Source organism: Bacillus sp. YKCMOAS1, from assembly GCF_030268125.1.
Lineage (GTDB): Bacteria > Bacillota > Bacilli > Bacillales > Bacillaceae > Bacillus > Bacillus safensis.
The window spans coordinates 98,519-114,960 of record NZ_BSEI01000005.1 but is presented as its reverse complement, the minus strand read 5'-3'; the positions used below and the strand labels follow the sequence as shown (position 1 = coordinate 114,960).

The 16,442-nt window shown below is 40.7% G+C and carries 19 protein-coding genes; 8 read left to right on the top strand and 11 right to left on the bottom strand.

The window, feature by feature from the left end; genetic code table 11:
• The first annotated feature begins 53 nt into the window (after positions 1-53).
• Positions 54-674 carry an HTH-type transcriptional regulator Hpr gene (locus QSJ46_RS15515; protein ID WP_039177583.1) on the top strand — a complete coding sequence of 207 codons (621 nt, stop codon included), beginning with the start codon at positions 54-56 and terminating at the stop codon, positions 672-674.
• On the opposite strand, the gene QSJ46_RS15510 is transcribed toward QSJ46_RS15515, so the two are convergent.
• Positions 652-996 (bottom strand): YhaI family protein, encoded by a 345-nt coding sequence (locus QSJ46_RS15510; protein WP_058838794.1) that lies wholly within the window; start codon positions 994-996, stop codon positions 652-654. The genes QSJ46_RS15515 and QSJ46_RS15510 overlap by 23 nt on opposite strands.
• A gap of 232 nt (positions 997-1,228) precedes the next feature.
• On the opposite strand from QSJ46_RS15510, the gene QSJ46_RS15505 reads away from it, so the two are divergent.
• Positions 1,229-1,750 carry a DUF3267 domain-containing protein gene (locus QSJ46_RS15505; protein ID WP_039177576.1) on the top strand — a complete coding sequence of 174 codons (522 nt, stop codon included), beginning with the start codon at positions 1,229-1,231 and terminating at the stop codon, positions 1,748-1,750.
• Between the two features lie 82 nt (positions 1,751-1,832).
• The gene (locus tag QSJ46_RS15500) at positions 1,833-2,018 is read left to right on the top strand and encodes a hypothetical protein (protein ID WP_072368131.1); all 186 of its coding nucleotides are present in this window, start codon (positions 1,833-1,835) and stop codon (positions 2,016-2,018) included.
• A gap of 51 nt (positions 2,019-2,069) precedes the next feature.
• On the opposite strand, the gene QSJ46_RS15495 is transcribed toward QSJ46_RS15500, so the two are convergent.
• Both QSJ46_RS15495 and QSJ46_RS15490 read right to left on the bottom strand, forming a co-directional pair.
• Positions 2,070-2,159, bottom strand: coding sequence for a YjcZ family sporulation protein (locus QSJ46_RS15495; RefSeq protein ID WP_017360317.1), 90 nt, complete (start codon positions 2,157-2,159; stop codon positions 2,070-2,072).
• A 145-nt stretch (positions 2,160-2,304) separates the two neighbouring features.
• Positions 2,305-2,391, bottom strand: a complete 87-nt coding sequence (locus QSJ46_RS15490; protein WP_008361129.1) for a YjcZ family sporulation protein — start codon at positions 2,389-2,391, stop codon at positions 2,305-2,307.
• Positions 2,392-2,552: 161 nt separating this feature from the next.
• Between QSJ46_RS15490 and QSJ46_RS15485 the strand changes: the two genes are divergently transcribed.
• A complete protein-coding gene (locus QSJ46_RS15485) occupies positions 2,553-3,431 on the top strand; it encodes a peptidylprolyl isomerase (protein ID WP_047202904.1) in 879 nt (292 codons plus the stop codon).
• 53 nt (positions 3,432-3,484) lie between these two features.
• Here QSJ46_RS15485 and QSJ46_RS15480 read toward each other — a convergent pair whose 3' ends face one another.
• The 4 genes from QSJ46_RS15480 to QSJ46_RS15465 form a co-directional block, all read right to left on the bottom strand.
• On the bottom strand, positions 3,485-3,715 hold the full coding sequence (locus tag QSJ46_RS15480; protein ID WP_285604965.1) for a sporulation YhaL family protein: 231 nt from the start codon (positions 3,713-3,715) through the stop codon (positions 3,485-3,487).
• A 116-nt stretch (positions 3,716-3,831) separates the two neighbouring features.
• Positions 3,832-4,779 carry a 3'-5' exoribonuclease YhaM gene (yhaM, locus tag QSJ46_RS15475; protein WP_024425447.1) on the bottom strand — a complete coding sequence of 316 codons (948 nt, stop codon included), beginning with the start codon at positions 4,777-4,779 and terminating at the stop codon, positions 3,832-3,834.
• Positions 4,780-4,841: 62 nt separating this feature from the next.
• The gene (locus QSJ46_RS15470; RefSeq protein ID WP_285604964.1) at positions 4,842-7,628 is read right to left on the bottom strand and encodes an ATP-binding protein; all 2,787 of its coding nucleotides are present in this window, start codon (positions 7,626-7,628) and stop codon (positions 4,842-4,844) included.
• Positions 7,629-7,644: 16 nt separating this feature from the next.
• Complete coding sequence (locus QSJ46_RS15465) at positions 7,645-8,859, bottom strand: metallophosphoesterase family protein (protein WP_285604963.1); 1,215 nt, start codon at positions 8,857-8,859, stop codon at positions 7,645-7,647.
• A gap of 171 nt (positions 8,860-9,030) precedes the next feature.
• On the opposite strand from QSJ46_RS15465, the gene QSJ46_RS15460 reads away from it, so the two are divergent.
• Positions 9,031-9,219 carry a YhzD family protein gene (locus QSJ46_RS15460; RefSeq protein ID WP_047202901.1) on the top strand — a complete coding sequence of 63 codons (189 nt, stop codon included), beginning with the start codon at positions 9,031-9,033 and terminating at the stop codon, positions 9,217-9,219.
• Positions 9,220-9,249: 30 nt separating this feature from the next.
• On the opposite strand, the gene QSJ46_RS15455 is transcribed toward QSJ46_RS15460, so the two are convergent.
• Positions 9,250-10,020 (bottom strand): enoyl-CoA hydratase, encoded by a 771-nt coding sequence (locus QSJ46_RS15455; protein WP_039177561.1) that lies wholly within the window; start codon positions 10,018-10,020, stop codon positions 9,250-9,252.
• Between the two features lie 184 nt (positions 10,021-10,204).
• On the opposite strand from QSJ46_RS15455, the gene QSJ46_RS15450 reads away from it, so the two are divergent.
• From QSJ46_RS15450 to QSJ46_RS15440, 3 genes are all read left to right on the top strand, one after another.
• The gene (locus QSJ46_RS15450; RefSeq protein WP_228285953.1) at positions 10,205-10,531 is read left to right on the top strand and encodes a potassium:proton antiporter; all 327 of its coding nucleotides are present in this window, start codon (positions 10,205-10,207) and stop codon (positions 10,529-10,531) included.
• 64 nt (positions 10,532-10,595) lie between these two features.
• The gene (locus QSJ46_RS15445; RefSeq protein ID WP_047202899.1) at positions 10,596-11,093 is read left to right on the top strand and encodes a cation:proton antiporter regulatory subunit; all 498 of its coding nucleotides are present in this window, start codon (positions 10,596-10,598) and stop codon (positions 11,091-11,093) included.
• Positions 11,094-11,096: 3 nt separating this feature from the next.
• The gene (locus tag QSJ46_RS15440) at positions 11,097-12,320 is read left to right on the top strand and encodes a cation:proton antiporter (RefSeq protein WP_039177552.1); all 1,224 of its coding nucleotides are present in this window, start codon (positions 11,097-11,099) and stop codon (positions 12,318-12,320) included.
• A gap of 37 nt (positions 12,321-12,357) precedes the next feature.
• Here QSJ46_RS15440 and QSJ46_RS15435 read toward each other — a convergent pair whose 3' ends face one another.
• The 3 genes from QSJ46_RS15435 to QSJ46_RS15425 form a co-directional block, all read right to left on the bottom strand.
• Entirely contained in the window at positions 12,358-13,632 is a 1,275-nt protein-coding gene (locus QSJ46_RS15435) for a lysine N(6)-hydroxylase/L-ornithine N(5)-oxygenase family protein (RefSeq protein WP_285604962.1), read from the bottom strand.
• 75 nt (positions 13,633-13,707) lie between these two features.
• Positions 13,708-15,207 carry a coproporphyrinogen III oxidase gene (locus tag QSJ46_RS15430; RefSeq protein ID WP_285605032.1) on the bottom strand — a complete coding sequence of 500 codons (1,500 nt, stop codon included), beginning with the start codon at positions 15,205-15,207 and terminating at the stop codon, positions 13,708-13,710.
• 113 nt (positions 15,208-15,320) lie between these two features.
• The gene (locus QSJ46_RS15425; protein ID WP_039177545.1) at positions 15,321-16,187 is read right to left on the bottom strand and encodes a Cof-type HAD-IIB family hydrolase; all 867 of its coding nucleotides are present in this window, start codon (positions 16,185-16,187) and stop codon (positions 15,321-15,323) included.
• Between the last annotated feature and the right edge of the window lie 255 nt (positions 16,188-16,442).

Genomic DNA, 16,442 nt, shown 5'->3' with positions numbered 1-16,442 from the left:
TTTATTTTATTGGCATAATAGAATTACAAGAAAAAGAGAAGTAGGTGAAATGGATGAATCATTCGGAACAGCCTTTCGATGTAAAAGAAGCACTTTTATTCAGTCAAAGAATGGCCCAATTGAGCAAAGCTCTTTGGAAATCCATTGAAAAGGACTGGCAGCAGTGGATCAAACCGTATAACCTAAATATCAATGAACATCATATTTTATGGATTGCGTATCAATTAAAAGGAGCTTCAATATCAGAAATTGCAAAGTTTGGCGTCATGCATGTATCAACGGCGTTTAACTTCTCCAAGAAACTGGAGGAACGAGGATTTTTAAAATTTTCTAAAAAGTTAAACGATAAACGCAATACGTATATTGAGCTAACGCCAAAAGGCGAAGAGACATTCCATAAACTACTCGAAGATTTTGACCCGGCACGAACTGGTATTGTCAAAGGCGCACAGCCGCTTCATGACATTTACGGAAAATTCCCTGAGATTTTAGAAATGATGTGCATCATCCGAAACATTTATGGTCAGGATTTCATGGAGATTTTTGAGAAATCGTTTTCAAACATTGAGAAGGACTTTTTGAATGAGCGAGGAAAAGTCACGAAAAAGACTGAGGAACTTGAAAACTCAGCTGAGGCAGCAGAAAAAGCGGCTAACACAAATCAAATTGTTTAATGATCTTTATAAATTCATTCATTAACGGCTGAAATAGTCCTTGATCATGCAAAGCAAATATGGTCTCATGAACATCCAGCTTTTCAATTAACTGTCCCGCAAAAAGCGCGAGGAGATCGTCAAACATGACGTAGCCTTGTGCTTTTTGCTTATCCATTTCCTCTGAAAGCTCAGCACAAATACGCTCAATTTCCTCTGCCTCTTCTTTCGATACACGCTGCCTGATCAATAACGCATAATATGGATAACGGCTCATATCGGTTGCCGTCAATAAAAGTTCCATATAATATTCAAGCTGGCTCATTCGTTCCTCAATACTCATGTACGTTCCCTCTTTCTCTTAGTCCTTCTATTTTAGCCGAAAATACTCATTGACGAAAGAGACGAACCTCCCCCTTCTGTTCTTTTTTCTTGAAAAATCCAAAGTTTCCTCTCTTTATTCCATTTGAAGGCAGCATTTTATTTTTTTTCATCAAAACCATTGATTTTTATCCTCAGGAAGAGTAAATTATCTTGAGATATTCAATTCGATTTTTAGATTGGAAGGATGAAAAATGAATTGTTGGAAGACCATTAATCTTGAAAAGGATTATGGTTATACGAGAATGATGATTTCTGCCATAAGTCTTGCTATCCTTTTTTTCATTATGGCATTTTTATGTTTTCAACTGACTCATCCTGAAACGAGGCTAAGCAGCCATAACGCACCGCTTTTTGCCGTGCTCTTACTTGTGACATTGCTTGTCCACCGTGTGGTTCACTTGATCCCAGTGATGAAAAATAAGAAAAAAATGACGCTATTTATGAAACGAAATTGCTGGCAGCGCGTGCCTAAAAAAGTGATGCTTTTTTCACTTCTCAGCCCGTTTTGTGTCATCTCACCGGTTTACTTTGTATTAGGGGTGGCGTTTCCCATGTATGCACACTATTTTATCATCATCGCAAGTATACATGCAGGCTATTGTTTGCCTGACTTTTTATTTGCATGGAAGCTGCTTAAAGCACCTAAATCCTGCATCATCGATCAAGCTCAAGACGAGTTTGATATTTTAGTTGACCAAACTTCCTCATCATGAGGTTTTTAAAGCCAACTTCTATCTTTTTCATAAAAAATTTGGTAATGTAGTATGGGAATAGCATAGAGAGGGGGGATCTCCGATAGTTTTATTTTACTTCATCGTCTTTGCCGCGTTTATTGTGTATTCAATAAACAGGCTTACTAATACATTATGCCTTGTCAGAGAGATTCCTGAAGAACGGCAAGATAAGGTGTTTCGCTTTATCAATGTATCGATACTGATCTTACTTATCTCATCATTTGTTGAAATTACCATTTCCATTTAAGATCAAAGCAAAAGCTGCCAATTTGAGGGCAGCTTTTTGTGTATATTTTAATTAGCAAATCCAAGATGCACCGATGATGATCAATAAGATGAATAATACGACGACTAGTGCAAAACCGCCAGCAAAGACTTCTCCTCCCATGTAAAAACACCTCCTGCCAGTTCTTCCTCTGTTCTAAGCTCAGTGTATGCAGAAAAATAAAAAGCGTTTAGGCACCTGTCATCGTTTGAAAAAAGAACCGCCCTCACGCACGGCAGGACGGCTCCCTTCTGTCACAGCGATTTAATTAGTAAAGATATGCTGCACCAACGATGATCAGCAAAATGAATAGCACGACCAATAAAGCAAACCCATTAGAATATCCTGCTCCCATATAATTCAGCCTCCTTTTTGTGATCACTATATGTGTATGTCGCGGGCAATTTTTTGACTAGACGAATGCCCTTCCATTTGCATTTCTTTTTACAGCATGTCACAATATGTTATGATACAAGCAATGATAAATAAATTGGAAAGATTAGGAGTGTTTTTTGAATGAAAAAAATGGCTTTAGCAGCTGTAACAGCAGTAAGTGTTTTAACTCTTGGCGCATGCAGTAGCGGTGATAAAGATGTAATCGCAACAACAAAATCAGGAGATGTCACAAAAGGTGAACTTTATACAACTCTTAAGAAACAAGCAGGTGGAGATGCTCTAAACCTACTTGTTCAACAAAAGGTTCTTGCTGACAAATACAAAGTATCCGATAAAGAAATTGATAAGAAATTGGAAGAATATAAAAAGTCACTTGGTGAAGATCGTTTAAAACAGCTTCAAGATGAATTCGGTAAAGATTACATCAAAGATCAAGTGAAATATGAGCTGCTGACCCAAAAGGCTGCCAAAGCTAACATCAAAATCACTGATAAAGAAGTCAAAGCGTATTACGATGACCTAAAAGGGAAAATCCGCGCAAGTCACATTTTAGTAGCTGATAAGAAAACAGCTGACGAAGTGGAAAAGAAATTAGATAAAGGTGAAAAATGGGATGCCCTTGTCTCTGAATATTCAACTGATACTGCTTCAGCTGCACAAGGCGGCGATGTAGGCTGGTTCGCAAAAGAAGGCCAAATGGACGAGAACTTCAGTAAGGCTGCTTTTAAACTAAAAGTAAATGAAATCAGCAAGCCAGTAAAATCCCAATTCGGCTACCATATCATTAAAAAGACCGAAGAACGCGGTAAATATGATGACATGAAAGCGGACTTGAAAAAAGAACTGCTTGACCAAAAACAAGCAGACACAAACGAAATCCAAAACATCTTAAACAAATTAGTAAAAGATGCTGATGTGAAAGTAAAAGATAAAGAGCTTGAAAAAACGTTCAAAGAAAAATCTGAACAGCCTGCACAAAATCAGCAGACTCAACAGTAATCACAAAAAACCCCTCTGCCATCATCGTGCAGAGGGGTTTTTGTATGACTAGATTAAGCAATCGAATGATCTTCTTGTGCCACAGTATCCTGTGATCTTTTCACCTGCTGATCCTGACGTCTGCGCTCTCTTTCCTGTTCCATTCGCTCGATAAAAATTTCTCCTTCCTTTTCAATAAAGGATTGATCAATTTCTTGCTCCTCTTTGGCTGTTGTCATTAATTTATACGCACAGAAAATAATGCCGATGATACAGGCATACACCCACCACGGAAAAAACAACATTTTTTCATCGCCTCCTTTTCTTAAGGACATTCCTCTCTTCCTTTGTGTTACATGCTTATGCGAAAAGAAGACAAGTTATGAAAAAAACGCCCGCATTAACGGACGTTTTGACATGATTATTCGTGATGGAAGGTTGGTTTATAAAACGAACGATTCTCAAGTGCAAAAATACGTTCTGTATATTCTCCTGGTTTCACATGCTCAAGCGCACGATCCATCATGTTCATTTTCGCATCTAAATTATCAATATAGTGGAGAATTTCAGCCTCTTTCACCATTGGAGGTTTCGGGCTGCCCCACTCTCCTTTTCCATGATGACTTAGGACTAAGTGCTGTAAAATGAGAATTTCTTCTGAATCAATGCTAAGCTCTTCTGCCGCTTTCGCAATTTCTGTCACCATGATGGAAATGTGACCAATTAAATTCCCTTCCACTGTATATGTGGTAGAGACTGGACCTGAAAGCTCTTTTACTTTCCCTAAATCATGAAGAATGATGCCTGAATATAAAAGATCTCGATCTAGTGATGGATATAGGTCAACAATGGATTTTGCTAAATGCAGCATGGACACGACGTGGTAGGCGAGTCCAGAGACAAATTCGTGATGATTTTTTGTCGCTGCTGGATAATCAGCAAATTCCTGTCCATATTTCTTCAGCAAATGCCTTGTAACACGCTGAATATTAGGGTTTTTCATATCAAAGATATATTGCATAATCGTATCCATCATATCGTGTTTTGGAATAGGAGCTGTTTCGAGAAAATCATCAATTCGAATTTGCTCGTTTTCAGCAACAGGGCGTATATTCCTAAGCTTCAGCTGATTCCTCCCGCGATAATGATGAATGTCGCCTACTACCTTCACGATGGTTTGCGGGCCATAGGTGATTTCATCATTCTGCTTTGCATCCCATAGTTTCGCCTCAATATCTCCACTTTGATCTTGAAGAATGAGCGTTAAAAATGGTTTGCCATTACTTGCAATCCCTTTAGTAGATGATTTAATTAATAAATGCAGGTCAACTTGTTCGCCGACATCATAGGTCATGATCCCTTTAGCCATTCAATAAAAGCTCCTTCCATGTTTCTGCTCATATAAGTATAACATAAGTCATTATTTGTCAATCATTCAACTGCTAAACTCGTAATCTGTCCATCTTCTGCTGCCTGCGCCATATGCTGATGACAGGTAAAATAAAACAGCTGTGTTTCAAAACGTGTGAGTTCATTCATCAACTCCAACACTCTTCCTAGACGTACATGATCAAAATGAACGAAGCTGTCATCCATCATAAACGGAAGCTGACACTCCTGCTGATGCGACAAGGCGAGTGCAAAACGAATCGCCAGATAGATTTGTTCACATGTTGCCTGTGAGAGCTCTTCTGGGCGGAATATTCGTCCATCCACCCTTTTCACGATCAGCCGGTCATCCTCGGGTGAAAATAAAATGGCTTCATATCGATCATTCGTTAACGGCTGAATAAAGCTTGAAGCTGTTTGCAGCAATGCTGGCAGCCTTGTTTCTTTATGCTCATTCAATTTTTCTCGAATGACGGAGCGGACAAGCTGAATCGCCGCCCATTTTTTCGCAAGGTGCTTTGCATGCTCCTGCTCAGCTGCAAGCTGATGAGTCAAATCAGACACCGTACCAGAAGCTTCTATTTGCCGGATTTCCACTGCTCGTTCTGCCAGGCGTTTTTCCATATTTGCCGCATTCGATTGTACGTTATTCAGGTGCTGCTTCGCTTCTGCACACTCATCTTCAAGAAGACGCAATCCTTTGCGAACAATCGATTCTTCCTCATCAAAGCAGCCGCTTCTATGCAGCTCTTGATTCAGCTGCTGCAAATGGGAAAGCCGTTCCCGATATTCTTTTGATAAATGAGAAAGGATTTGGTAATCTTTTTTGGACTCTGCTTCTACTTGACGAAAAAGCGCGTCCATTTGTTTTTCGTAATAGTCAATTTCCCCTTCTAGCGTCGTGATCTGTTGTTTCACATGTTGAATCGATACATCCAATGTCTGACGTTCTTTTTCTCTTTTCGTCTCATCTTTCAATATTTCTTGAAAGGCCAAGATATTCTCTTGAATGGTGCCTTCCTTTCGTTGAAGAAGGCTGCTTAACGCTTCCACCCTGTGCTCATAATTGGATTGCTGGCCGGCAAGCTCGCCTATTTCCCGGCTAAGCTCCTCATATCCCGCTGTATCCGTTTTTAATTGCTTCAGAATAAGGAAGGCTTCTACAAGGAAAGAAAGCTCTGAGGACAAGCCCAGCTGTCTTTTCTTTTCCTCTACTTGCTGCTGGACAGGTTCCAGCTCCAGCTCCCAGTCTTCATATTGCCGGATAATCCTTTCGTACAAAAGCTCCTTCTGCCTCACAAGCGTTTCAGCTGAAGCTTCCTGCACCTGGAAGGAATCGAATGTTCCCACGCCGCTTCCCTGTTTCACCTGTATTGATTTCAAAAATGGATAAATGGCAAAGAAGACAAAAACAGAAAATCCCGCAAATAAGAAAGTAATCCACCATTCTGTTAAAAAGAAAAGGACAAGCAGAAATGCAGCATCAAACATCACCATCACAGGAAATAACCACGCCCGGGAATGAACCTGTTTCTCTTTTGTTCTTGTTTCCCCAGTTTCCACTGTACTGTGCGATTTGGCCTGCTGTTCCTTTAATCCTTTTAAAGCGGTTTCCGCTTCTTCCAGCTCATGTCTTGCATGATCAAACCTGTCATCCAGCTGTGCCTTTCTGTCCATTAAACGAACATATTGGCTGACAGCCTCCTTTAATTCCCACTCAAATTCAAGGGAGTCGTCGATCTGATCGAGCTTGACTGAACGCTGCCACTTCAGCTTCGCTGCGGCTTCGTCCATTTTTTGTTTCAATGAATCACGTTCTGCTTTACATTCAGCTAAGCGATTTTTGACACGTTCAGCATGAGATGATTCATCAACGACACGCTTCATCTCCAGTAACGTATCCTTGTCATGAAGCGGTTGAACTTGTGCCATCGTGGTTTGCAAATGATCTAATTTTTGCTTTAGTGCAGTCATATGAGCCTTTTTCGGGTGAAGGTGTGATTCTAATTTATCCAATTCATGCTCTGTTTCTGCTCTAAAGCGTTTGACTCGTTCTGGATAACGGGCTAATTCTATTTTTAACTCCATCTTCTTCTCTATCATGGGATAAAGTCGAATGTATTCAGTTAACTGCTGAATCTGTTCTTCTGTCTGCTTCATTTCATTTTGAAGCGCTGCGATCGTCTCTATGAATTCAGAATGCTCCCGTTTTTTTTCTGTATAGCGGCCTTCTGCCAATCTAGCTTGTTTCAGCTGGCCAGTTAGCTCTTTTAAACGATCAAGTTGCTGGTTTAATTCTGGCTTGCGTCCATTTGGTTTAAACAGCTGCTCCTGCTGCTTAAGCAGCCTGCTATCCATCTTGGAGGCCGCATCTGAGCCAAATAAACTTGAGAAAAGCAGAAATTCACCGATTTGATCTTCGTTTAAGGCTTGGACATTTTGCAGTCCAAACACATCAAATGAGTAGATTGATTGGAATAATCTGCGATCCGTTCCCTTTAAAAGAGTCCGCAGGAATACTTCGTCTTTCACTTCACCATTCGGTAAAAACACCTGTGCTTGACCGCCTCGATCGGACGATCTCTCAATGTGAATGACACCTAACTCCTCATCTAAGCAAGTGAGAGAGCCGCCATAGAAAGAACCTTGTTTCGACTTGTACATCTTGTTTTTTGAAAAACCAAATAACATCGACTCAATAAACGCCTTCAATGTCGTTTTCCCCGATTCATTCAGGCCGTAAACTAGCTGAAAACCGTCATCAGAAAAGTGAAAGGTTCGATTTGAAAATTTCCCGAAATTCGCTATATGGAGTGAACGTATTTTCATCATACCTCTCCTTTTCTCATAATTGCTTCAGCTGTTCCGTCAGCAGCCTTTGTGCTTCTTCTTTTATATCCACTTCATCCTCTTTTGTGAGCGCTTTTCCTGACTTTCTGTAGGTTGGGTGACGCTTGATCGGTGAAAGCAGCTCTTCATATGACTCAAACTGTTCAATTTCTGTAGTGAGTTCCTTCAAAAAAGAATCCTCTGGATAGATCACTTCCTCATTTGTTCGGCAGTCAATTGACATCACCCAAACGAACACGTCTTCATCTTCCTCCTGCTCATGAAAAACAGTCATCAGCTCTTCGAGGACCTCAAGCTGTGTATGCTCAAAGTAAGAAGGCGCATCACCTATCAATTCAATTCTGACAAAATGAGGAATACCTTCCTCTTTCAGCTCATTGATTTTGCCTTCCACAAGTGTGACAAGATCCGTCATATGAGCCGTTTCTGTGATGTCTATTGCCAGTGTCTCAAAGATGATATCTGTACAGCTGATAAAATCCGCTGTGTGAGAATCTTCGGAGAGGTGAATCAAGTAACAGCCTTTTTCTCCCGCTTCTTTCATATGTCTGCCCTGCACATTACCAGGATAAATAATATATGGATCTTCATGCAGAAGGGCTCTTTTATGTATATGTCCGAGCGCCCAATAATCAAAATCTTGCGAAAGGAGCTGCTGAAGTTGAAATGGGGCGTAAGCATCATGGCCTTCTTGCCCAGCTAATGTGCCGTGAAGCATCGCAATGTGATAGGTAGCATCTGTCGTTTTGACATAATGAGATGTCATATTTTCATAGACAGCCCGCTCTTTGTAGCTAAACCCATAAATACTCGCGACAAGCTGATTCCCTCGATAATAGGAGTGCTCACTTGGTGTGCTGCTCGAAAAGACATGTACATTCTCGGGCCATTCAATCGGTGTCCATTCACCGCCTAAATGATCATGATTCCCATAAATAATAAAGACTTCAATCCCGTTTGTTTGCAGTCTTACAAACTGGTTTCTTAAAAAGAGCTGTGCTTTCAGGCTGCGATTGGATTCATCAAATAAATCTCCGCTCAGCAGCACAAAGTCTACTTCTCGCGCAACGGCAAGATCAAACATGTTCTTAGCACTTTGAAATGTACTTTCTTTGAGCCGCTTAAATATGGAATTAGGTATAGTCGACATTCCTACAAATGGACTGTCTAAATGTAAATCTGCGGCATGAATAAAGGTGAGCTTAGTCAAACGTCTATCTCCTTGTCCGATACTGTCATTGTCCATATTTTATCATGCCATTTTTACGAATGCACGTTCTATCACTCTCATTCTACAAAACACATTTTTAAGGGCTAAAAAAGAGGTTTTGTCTTATTCCATGTTTAATTACATTAAAAACAGAGGAAAGGAAGATGAGGAATGGAGAAGACATACTTTTTAACCGTATTTGATCGGTCGGGTGAGACTTTATTAAATGAAAAAATCACAGCGGATAGTGACGAGAAAGCAAAGGAATTAGGGCGTCATCGCTTAATGGAACAGCAATACACAAAGCATTCCCATCGACTCGTTAATCAAGCAGGCAAGCTGCTTTTATTTGAACGTTAAAAAGCCGGCTTTCGCCGGCCTTATGTTCATCTATGCTTTTTGAAAGACAGGTCGTCTTTTTTCTAAAAAAGCCTGTATACCTTCCTTGTGATCATGACTTTTTCTCAGTCTTGCCTGTGCTGCTCTCTCTTTTTGAAGAACTGCTAAGAGCTTTGATTCTGACTGCTGGAAATAGATCATCTTTGTTTCGATAAAGGCTTGAAGCGGCATGTTCATAAACGACTTCACACACACTTTTTGGTACGTATCGACCTCTTCTTGGAACAGCCCGTCGGCAAGGCGCAGCTTTAACGCTTCTTCAGCCGGCAGCTTTTGTCCGCTCCAAATCAATTGTTTGGCGGTTTGCTCACTGACTCTTTTTGTGAGGAAAAAATGCCCCCCGCCATCTGGAATTAATCCTACCCCATTAAAATTCATGGCAAGTTTAGCATCGTGATGCATAAACAAGTAGTCACAGCTTAGGGCAAAGCTAAAAGCGAGGCCTGCTGCTGACCCGTGGACAAGCGCAATCGTCACTTTTTTCATACTAGCTAGTGAAAGTGTAATTCCCTCGATCAAATCCATCACACGATGGAAATCTTCTTCACTTTCCTGCTTAAGCATCATCCCAATATCTCCGCCTGCTGAAAACCCTTTTCCCTCTCCCTTGATGACAACGACTTTAGCACTGCTTTCCTCCGCTGCATCACATGCTTCTTTGAATTCAGCAAACATATCCACATGAAACGAATTATAAGCTTCAGGCCTATTGAAAACGATTTCAAAAACATCCCCGTCTAACTGACAATTGATATATGTCATCATCCATCCCCCTTTTTGTTTAAAAGCTCATAACTTACTTCCATTTCCATCAAGTAAAACCTTTTTCTCTAAACAAAAAATTTCAAGATCAATTGATACTAAAATAAGCATAATCATTGAAACAAGAAATATATTTTTATATAGTAAAATAAGAAAGAAAATAAATTTGAAAGGAGGAGGATGATTGATCAGATGTTCCATCATGATATTGGTTAGCTTCATCGTCATGTTTTCTCCTTTTTCAAATGTCGTTTTTGCGTCACAAGCAGAAGCGAGCACACCTAGCCTGATTTCTCCATCCATCTATGATGAAGAAATCAATGCTGTGAAGACACCTTCATTTTCAAAAAAACATGCTTCATCTCTTTTGTTGAAGGACAGATTATCAATGGCGGATGCCAAAACTTTTCTGTCAAAGCTTGCCCCATCATCTGCATTATCCATTGATCTATGTTTTTTGGAAATGAAGTGTGCGATCCCCGTTATGTATCAATCTAATTACCTCTACTGATTCATTTTATTTCATCCGTATTTACTATACGAAAAACACAGCCTATCAAATTCGGAGGGATAAAATGAACATTAAAGAAAATGATCTTCCTGGGATCGGAAAGAAATTTGAAATTGAAACGAGAAATAGAGAAAAGATGACGATTGTGATTCATGATGATGGCAGACGGGAAATTTATCGTTTTGACGATGATGATCCAGATGAAGTGCTGTCTACCATTTCACTCGATGATGCTGAATCCCGGCAAATCGCTGCTATTATCGGCGGTATGGTGTATAAACCGCAGGCACTAGAAACCATTGAAATGGCCTTCAATGACTTGATCATTGAATGGTTTAAGGTGGAAAAAGGTGCAAAAGCGGTGGGACATACACTCGGTGATTTAGATGTGAGACAAAATTATGAAGTCACCGTGATTGCGATCATTAAACATACAAATGAAAAATTACTCAACCCTGGTGCCGATTCGATTATTCAAGAAAATGATACGATGGTCATTTCGGGCGAAAGAAAACACTTGAAGCGATTGATACGTGATTTTCTTTCTAGAGGGGGAGAGTGATGAATGGATCATTTAGTCTTTGAAGTTGGGACGGCGCTTATTCTTATCGCCATCGCCAGCTTAATCGCCAATAAAATTAAATTTTCTATCATCCCTTTTCTCATTGTCCTCGGAATGATTGTTGGGCCGCATGCTCCAACTATCGGAATCATTGATTTAAAATTTATCGAAAGCACCGAGATTATTTCGTTTTTTGGCAGAATGGGCGTCCTGTTCCTGCTTTTCTATCTTGGACTTGAGTTCTCTGTCGGAAAACTCATTAAATCTGGTAAATCCATTGCAGTCGGCGGATCTATTTATATTTTGATCAACTTCAGCTTAGGACTGCTCTACGGTTTTATCACAGGGTTTGGATTCCTTGAGGTTCTCATTATGGCAGGAGTGATTACCATTTCATCCAGCGCCATTGTGGCCAAAGTCCTTGTCGATTTGAAACGGACGGCAAATCCTGAAACAGAGTTAATTCTAGGGATTATTATGTTTGAGGATATTTTCCTTGCCGTTTATTTATCCGTCGTATCAGGTCTTGTCCTAGGAGATGCCACTACTGTTGGCGGTGCCTTATTATCTATTTTAATCGCTTTTGGTTATATGATGCTTTTCTTTATCATTGCGCGAAAGCTGCCAAAACTATTAAACAAGTTGTTTGATATCCGTTCGAACGAAGTGTTCATCATTGTGATATTTGCGGCTTTGTTCTTTGTCGCTGGTTTCTCAGAAACGATTCATGTAGCAGAGGCTATTGGGGCTCTCTTACTTGGTCTTGTTTTCTCAGAAACAGAGCACTCTGACCGCATCGAGCACCTCGTGGTTCCGTTTAGAGATTTCTTTGGAGCAATGTTCTTTTTCAGCTTTGGTCTCAGTATTGATCCATTTACATTGGGTGATGCCTTCTGGCTTGCGATCGGCGCTGTGATGCTTACCTTAATTGGGAACTTCACTGCCGGAATGTTTGCTGGACGGAGAGCTGGATTTTCTCATAAAGCCTCTTCTAATATTGGATTAACCATCGTATCGAGAGGAGAGTTTTCAATCATTGTTGCCGAGCTTGGCATTGCGGGCGGACTTGCCGCTACTTTGAAGCCCTTTGCTGCATTGTATGTCTTAATTCTTGCGATTTTAGGACCGCTCGTAACGAAAGAATCTAAGAAAATCTATCAAATCCTCAACAAAATCTTCAAATGGAAACCTGAAAAACCAAAAGTAAAAAAAGAAACGACGATCTAATAAAAAAGGGCCCTATGCTTGGGCCCTTTTTTATGTCTTATTCAAATTGCTGAAATGCAGTCTCTTGCTTGACTGGCGCTTCCTCGACCCCGCGAATGGTTTGAATCACTTTCTGGTTGCGGTAAATCGATAGTTTTAAATTGGTCGCCGCTGTTCCATGAGAATGATCAAGATTCGTGAATGTAAAGAAATGATTTGAGCGCTTGTCTTTGAACACAAGCCTGAAGTCGTCTGTCACTTTAAAATGCGCATCACTTTCCCATTCAATCAAAGGTTCATATGCATCAAACCATTCAGGGATATTCGGTGTGTACCCTGTAGCTAATACGGCATGATCTGCTGTTATGCTTTTTTCTTTCTTCAGCTGCCACTGTCTGAGGTGCAGCTCCAAAGACTGCTGCTCTCCTATTTGAATCGCTTCAAGCTCGGTCATTGGCTGAATGATCACAGATGGCTCTTCACCTGAAACAGAGCGATGATACAATTCCTGATAAATGCGCGAAAGTGTCGATGCATCTATGCCATTTCTTAATCCTGTCAGCCTAGGCAATGTGTTCATACGTTCTTCATAAGGAAGCGAATGAAAATACTCGACATACTTTGGTGTAAAAAGCTCTTGGCCAAGCTCAGCCGTCTCCAGCTCTCTAAATTCACTAGAACGCGTAAACCACGAAAGTTGCTGGCCTTTGTTTTGATGCTGAAGCAGGTCTAAGAAAATTTCGGCTGCACTCTGCCCTGAACCGATCACCGCCACCGACTCAGCTTCGTGAAGTGATTTCTGCTGTTCTAAATAACGGCTGCTATGGGTCACATATGGGTATGCTGCTTCAGGCACATCGACCGGAATCATCGGTTTGCTTCCTGTTCCAAGCACAACATGCTTTGCACGATACTCAGATAGTGAACCATCTTTCAATCGTCTGACTTTCACAAGGTAGCCTTCTTGGCAGTCCGTCACTTCTTCTACCTTCATCCCAAACTGACAGCTATCTAACTCTCCTGCAACCCATGATAAATACTCATTGAATTCTCTCCGCGGGATATCAAACTGTTCAAATGTATAGAATCGGTGAAGTCTATTTGATTCATGTAAATAATTTAAAAATGTATACCTGCTCCTTGGATTCGCCATTGTGACAAGGTCTGCTAAAAAGGAAACTTGTAAATCCGTTCCTTTGATCAGCATACCGGGATGCCAAGCAAACTCAGACTCCTGTTCAAAAAAACAGCATGAGACATCCTCATACTCCTCTAACAAAGCGGCCAATCCTAAATTGGCAGGCCCAATCCCAATTCCGATCACATCTATCATATGTACACCTGCTTTAACTTTTTATCACTTATATACCCTTTTACAAATGAAAAAAACACTGCGTCATCGCAGTGTTTAAACGTGAGAAACAAATAATGATTCAAGGAATTGAATTTTCTCTTCTGTATAGTGTTCATAGCGGTCATTATACGATTTTGGATCTTTTGGATTGGCATACTGCGTAATTTTCCCTGACCGTGGATCAATGAATTTACTTGCTGCACCGCACCCAATGCCAATGATTGTCTGTACTTCTTCCATGATGATGATATTATACAAGCTTTCCTGTCCATCTAATGAATACCCGACATTTTCGAGATTTCCCAAAATATTTTTTTGTCTATATAAATAATATGGGTGATAATGATGTGCTTTCGTCCAAGTGACTGCTTCATCCATCATACGTGTGATTTCTTCTCGGTCTGCTACTTGGTATTTCTCCTTATTGCGCGTCATTTCAGATGCTCTTTTAAAGGAAAGGGTATGCACAGTTAAAGATTCAGGCTTGAGTTCCTCAGTCTGCTGCAAGGAGTGCTGGAATTCTTTGAGCCCTTCTCCCGGCAATCCAATGATTAAGTCCATATTGATATTATTCATGCCGTACTGTCTTGATAAATGATACTTTTCAATCGTTTCTTCCACACTATGATGCCGGCCAATAGCCTTTAATGTTTCATTCTCATACGATTGCGGGTTGATACTAATCCGATCAATATTGTAGCGGTTTAGCACCTCTAGCTTATCAGGGGAAATCGTATCCGGACGCCCTGCTTCGACAGTTACTTCCCGTATATGCTTCACATCAGGGAACGAGCGATACATTTCTTCATACAGCAAATCCATTTCTTCCGCTGTGATGCTCGTTGGCGTGCCTCCGCCAAAGTAAACGGTCGTCACTTTGATCCCATGTTCTTTTAGCCATTCGCCCATTTTTTGCATTTCATAATGCAGACCAAACAAAAACGTTCCCACTCTACCAGCTTGTCCTTTAATGGCGTAAGCAGGGAACGTACAATAAGCACATTTTGTGGGACAGAAAGGAATGCCAATATAAATACTCACTTCCTGCTGAAGGTCATACAGATCTGGAATGGCTTTAAGCTGACGGTCGACAATCTCCTGCATCAAATTGATTTTTTCATCATGAATCAAGTAATCACGCTTTAATGCCGCATGTGCATCTTCCTTTGACATGCCCTCTCTCAGCATCTTATGAAGCAATTTCGTAGGACGTATTCCTGTGAGAATCCCCCACTTTTGTGTCATTCCCGTGTGCTCCTGAAGCAAGTGTAAATAAACAGACAGCACTGTGTTTTTGATTTGCTTCCAGCGCTCCTTATCGTTCAAGTTCTTTGGGAGATCCCGTGAAAAACGACTGGTGATATCTGACCCATCGATATGGCCAGACGCTTCCACCATGCCATTTTCTTCCTTACAACTAAATTCAATGACCAAACCATCATCAAATTCACTTGTTTCAATTATCACTTCACTATCTTCTTCAAATAAATTGGCTATATTGACAAGCGGGCGATGAAATCGTTCATCTGACAGCCCTTTAATTAAAATTCGCATCATATCACCTTTATCTTCAAACTTGTTTCATTTTACAAAATTCATGTAGGAAAAGCAATGAAGGGAACAGACGAAGGCCCTGCCATTTCTTGATTGACAGGGCCTTCACTGTATTATCTTTTAATATCAAATTGATGTAAAAATCCTTCTCTTTGCTGCATTCTAAAGTATTCCTTGATCATATAAGCCACACCCTGTTCATCGTGCGAGCGGGTCACCCAATCGGCTTTGCGCTTGACATCATTGGGGGCATTTCCCATAGCAACGCCTAAACCAGCCAATTCAAGCATTGGAATATCATCTGTTCCATGTCCAATAACGACCGTATCTTCTAAAGTAAAACCGAGTGCAGAAGTTAAGAGAGAAAGTCCCGCTTCTTTCGAAACCCCTTTGCAGACAATATTCATTTTCTCATCACTGATCCTAATAAGATCAACAGATGGGAATGCTTGTTGAATGGTCCTGTGAATCTCAGGCTGAAGCTCCGCTGTCGAATATACTTCAATCACTGGTGTACTGACCGGTTCATCCATCAGCATATCACTTAACGATTCAACAAATTGAACGGGATAGAAAATTGGATCAGACGGATGAATGAGCGTCTTTCCCATCAGCTGAGACTGCGTTTTTTTCCGGTTGCCGATCGAGAATTTTTCATGCAGCAAGCGAACATTACAATCGAAGCTTTCAAGGATTTGCACAAGATTAAATGTCTTTTCTTCCGTTAATTTTTTCACATGAAGCGGCTCATCGAGTTTATCCGCGATAAATGCACCACTATGCGTCACAAGGGTTGATGTTGGAATCTTCAACGCCTTGGCAATTTTTTGAGCGGAACGAAAATGCCGGTTGGTGACAATCGTCACGTAAACCCCTTTTTTCTTTACATATTCCACAGCTTCTTTTGTAGCGGAATGGATTTTACCATTGGAACGAAGTAACGTCCCATCTATATTGAGTGCAAGTAGTTTTTTTGACACTGAGGCATCCCCCTTCTTGATGACTGTACTTACGATGAGGATATGCCCTAGCTTGGTGCTTTAGAACATGCAGTTGAAAGAGCCACAGGTTATGAATGATTGATAAATAAAAAAAGCCTACCCCTAGGCTTTTTTTTATGTATGGTTTGGATGCGTTACAATGGAGTGATGAAGCTCCCCATGATCCCCTTATCTTTCACACACCAAAGCATTGCTTATATCAGATCCCCTTATGCTTTGCGTTTCTCCCAGAAG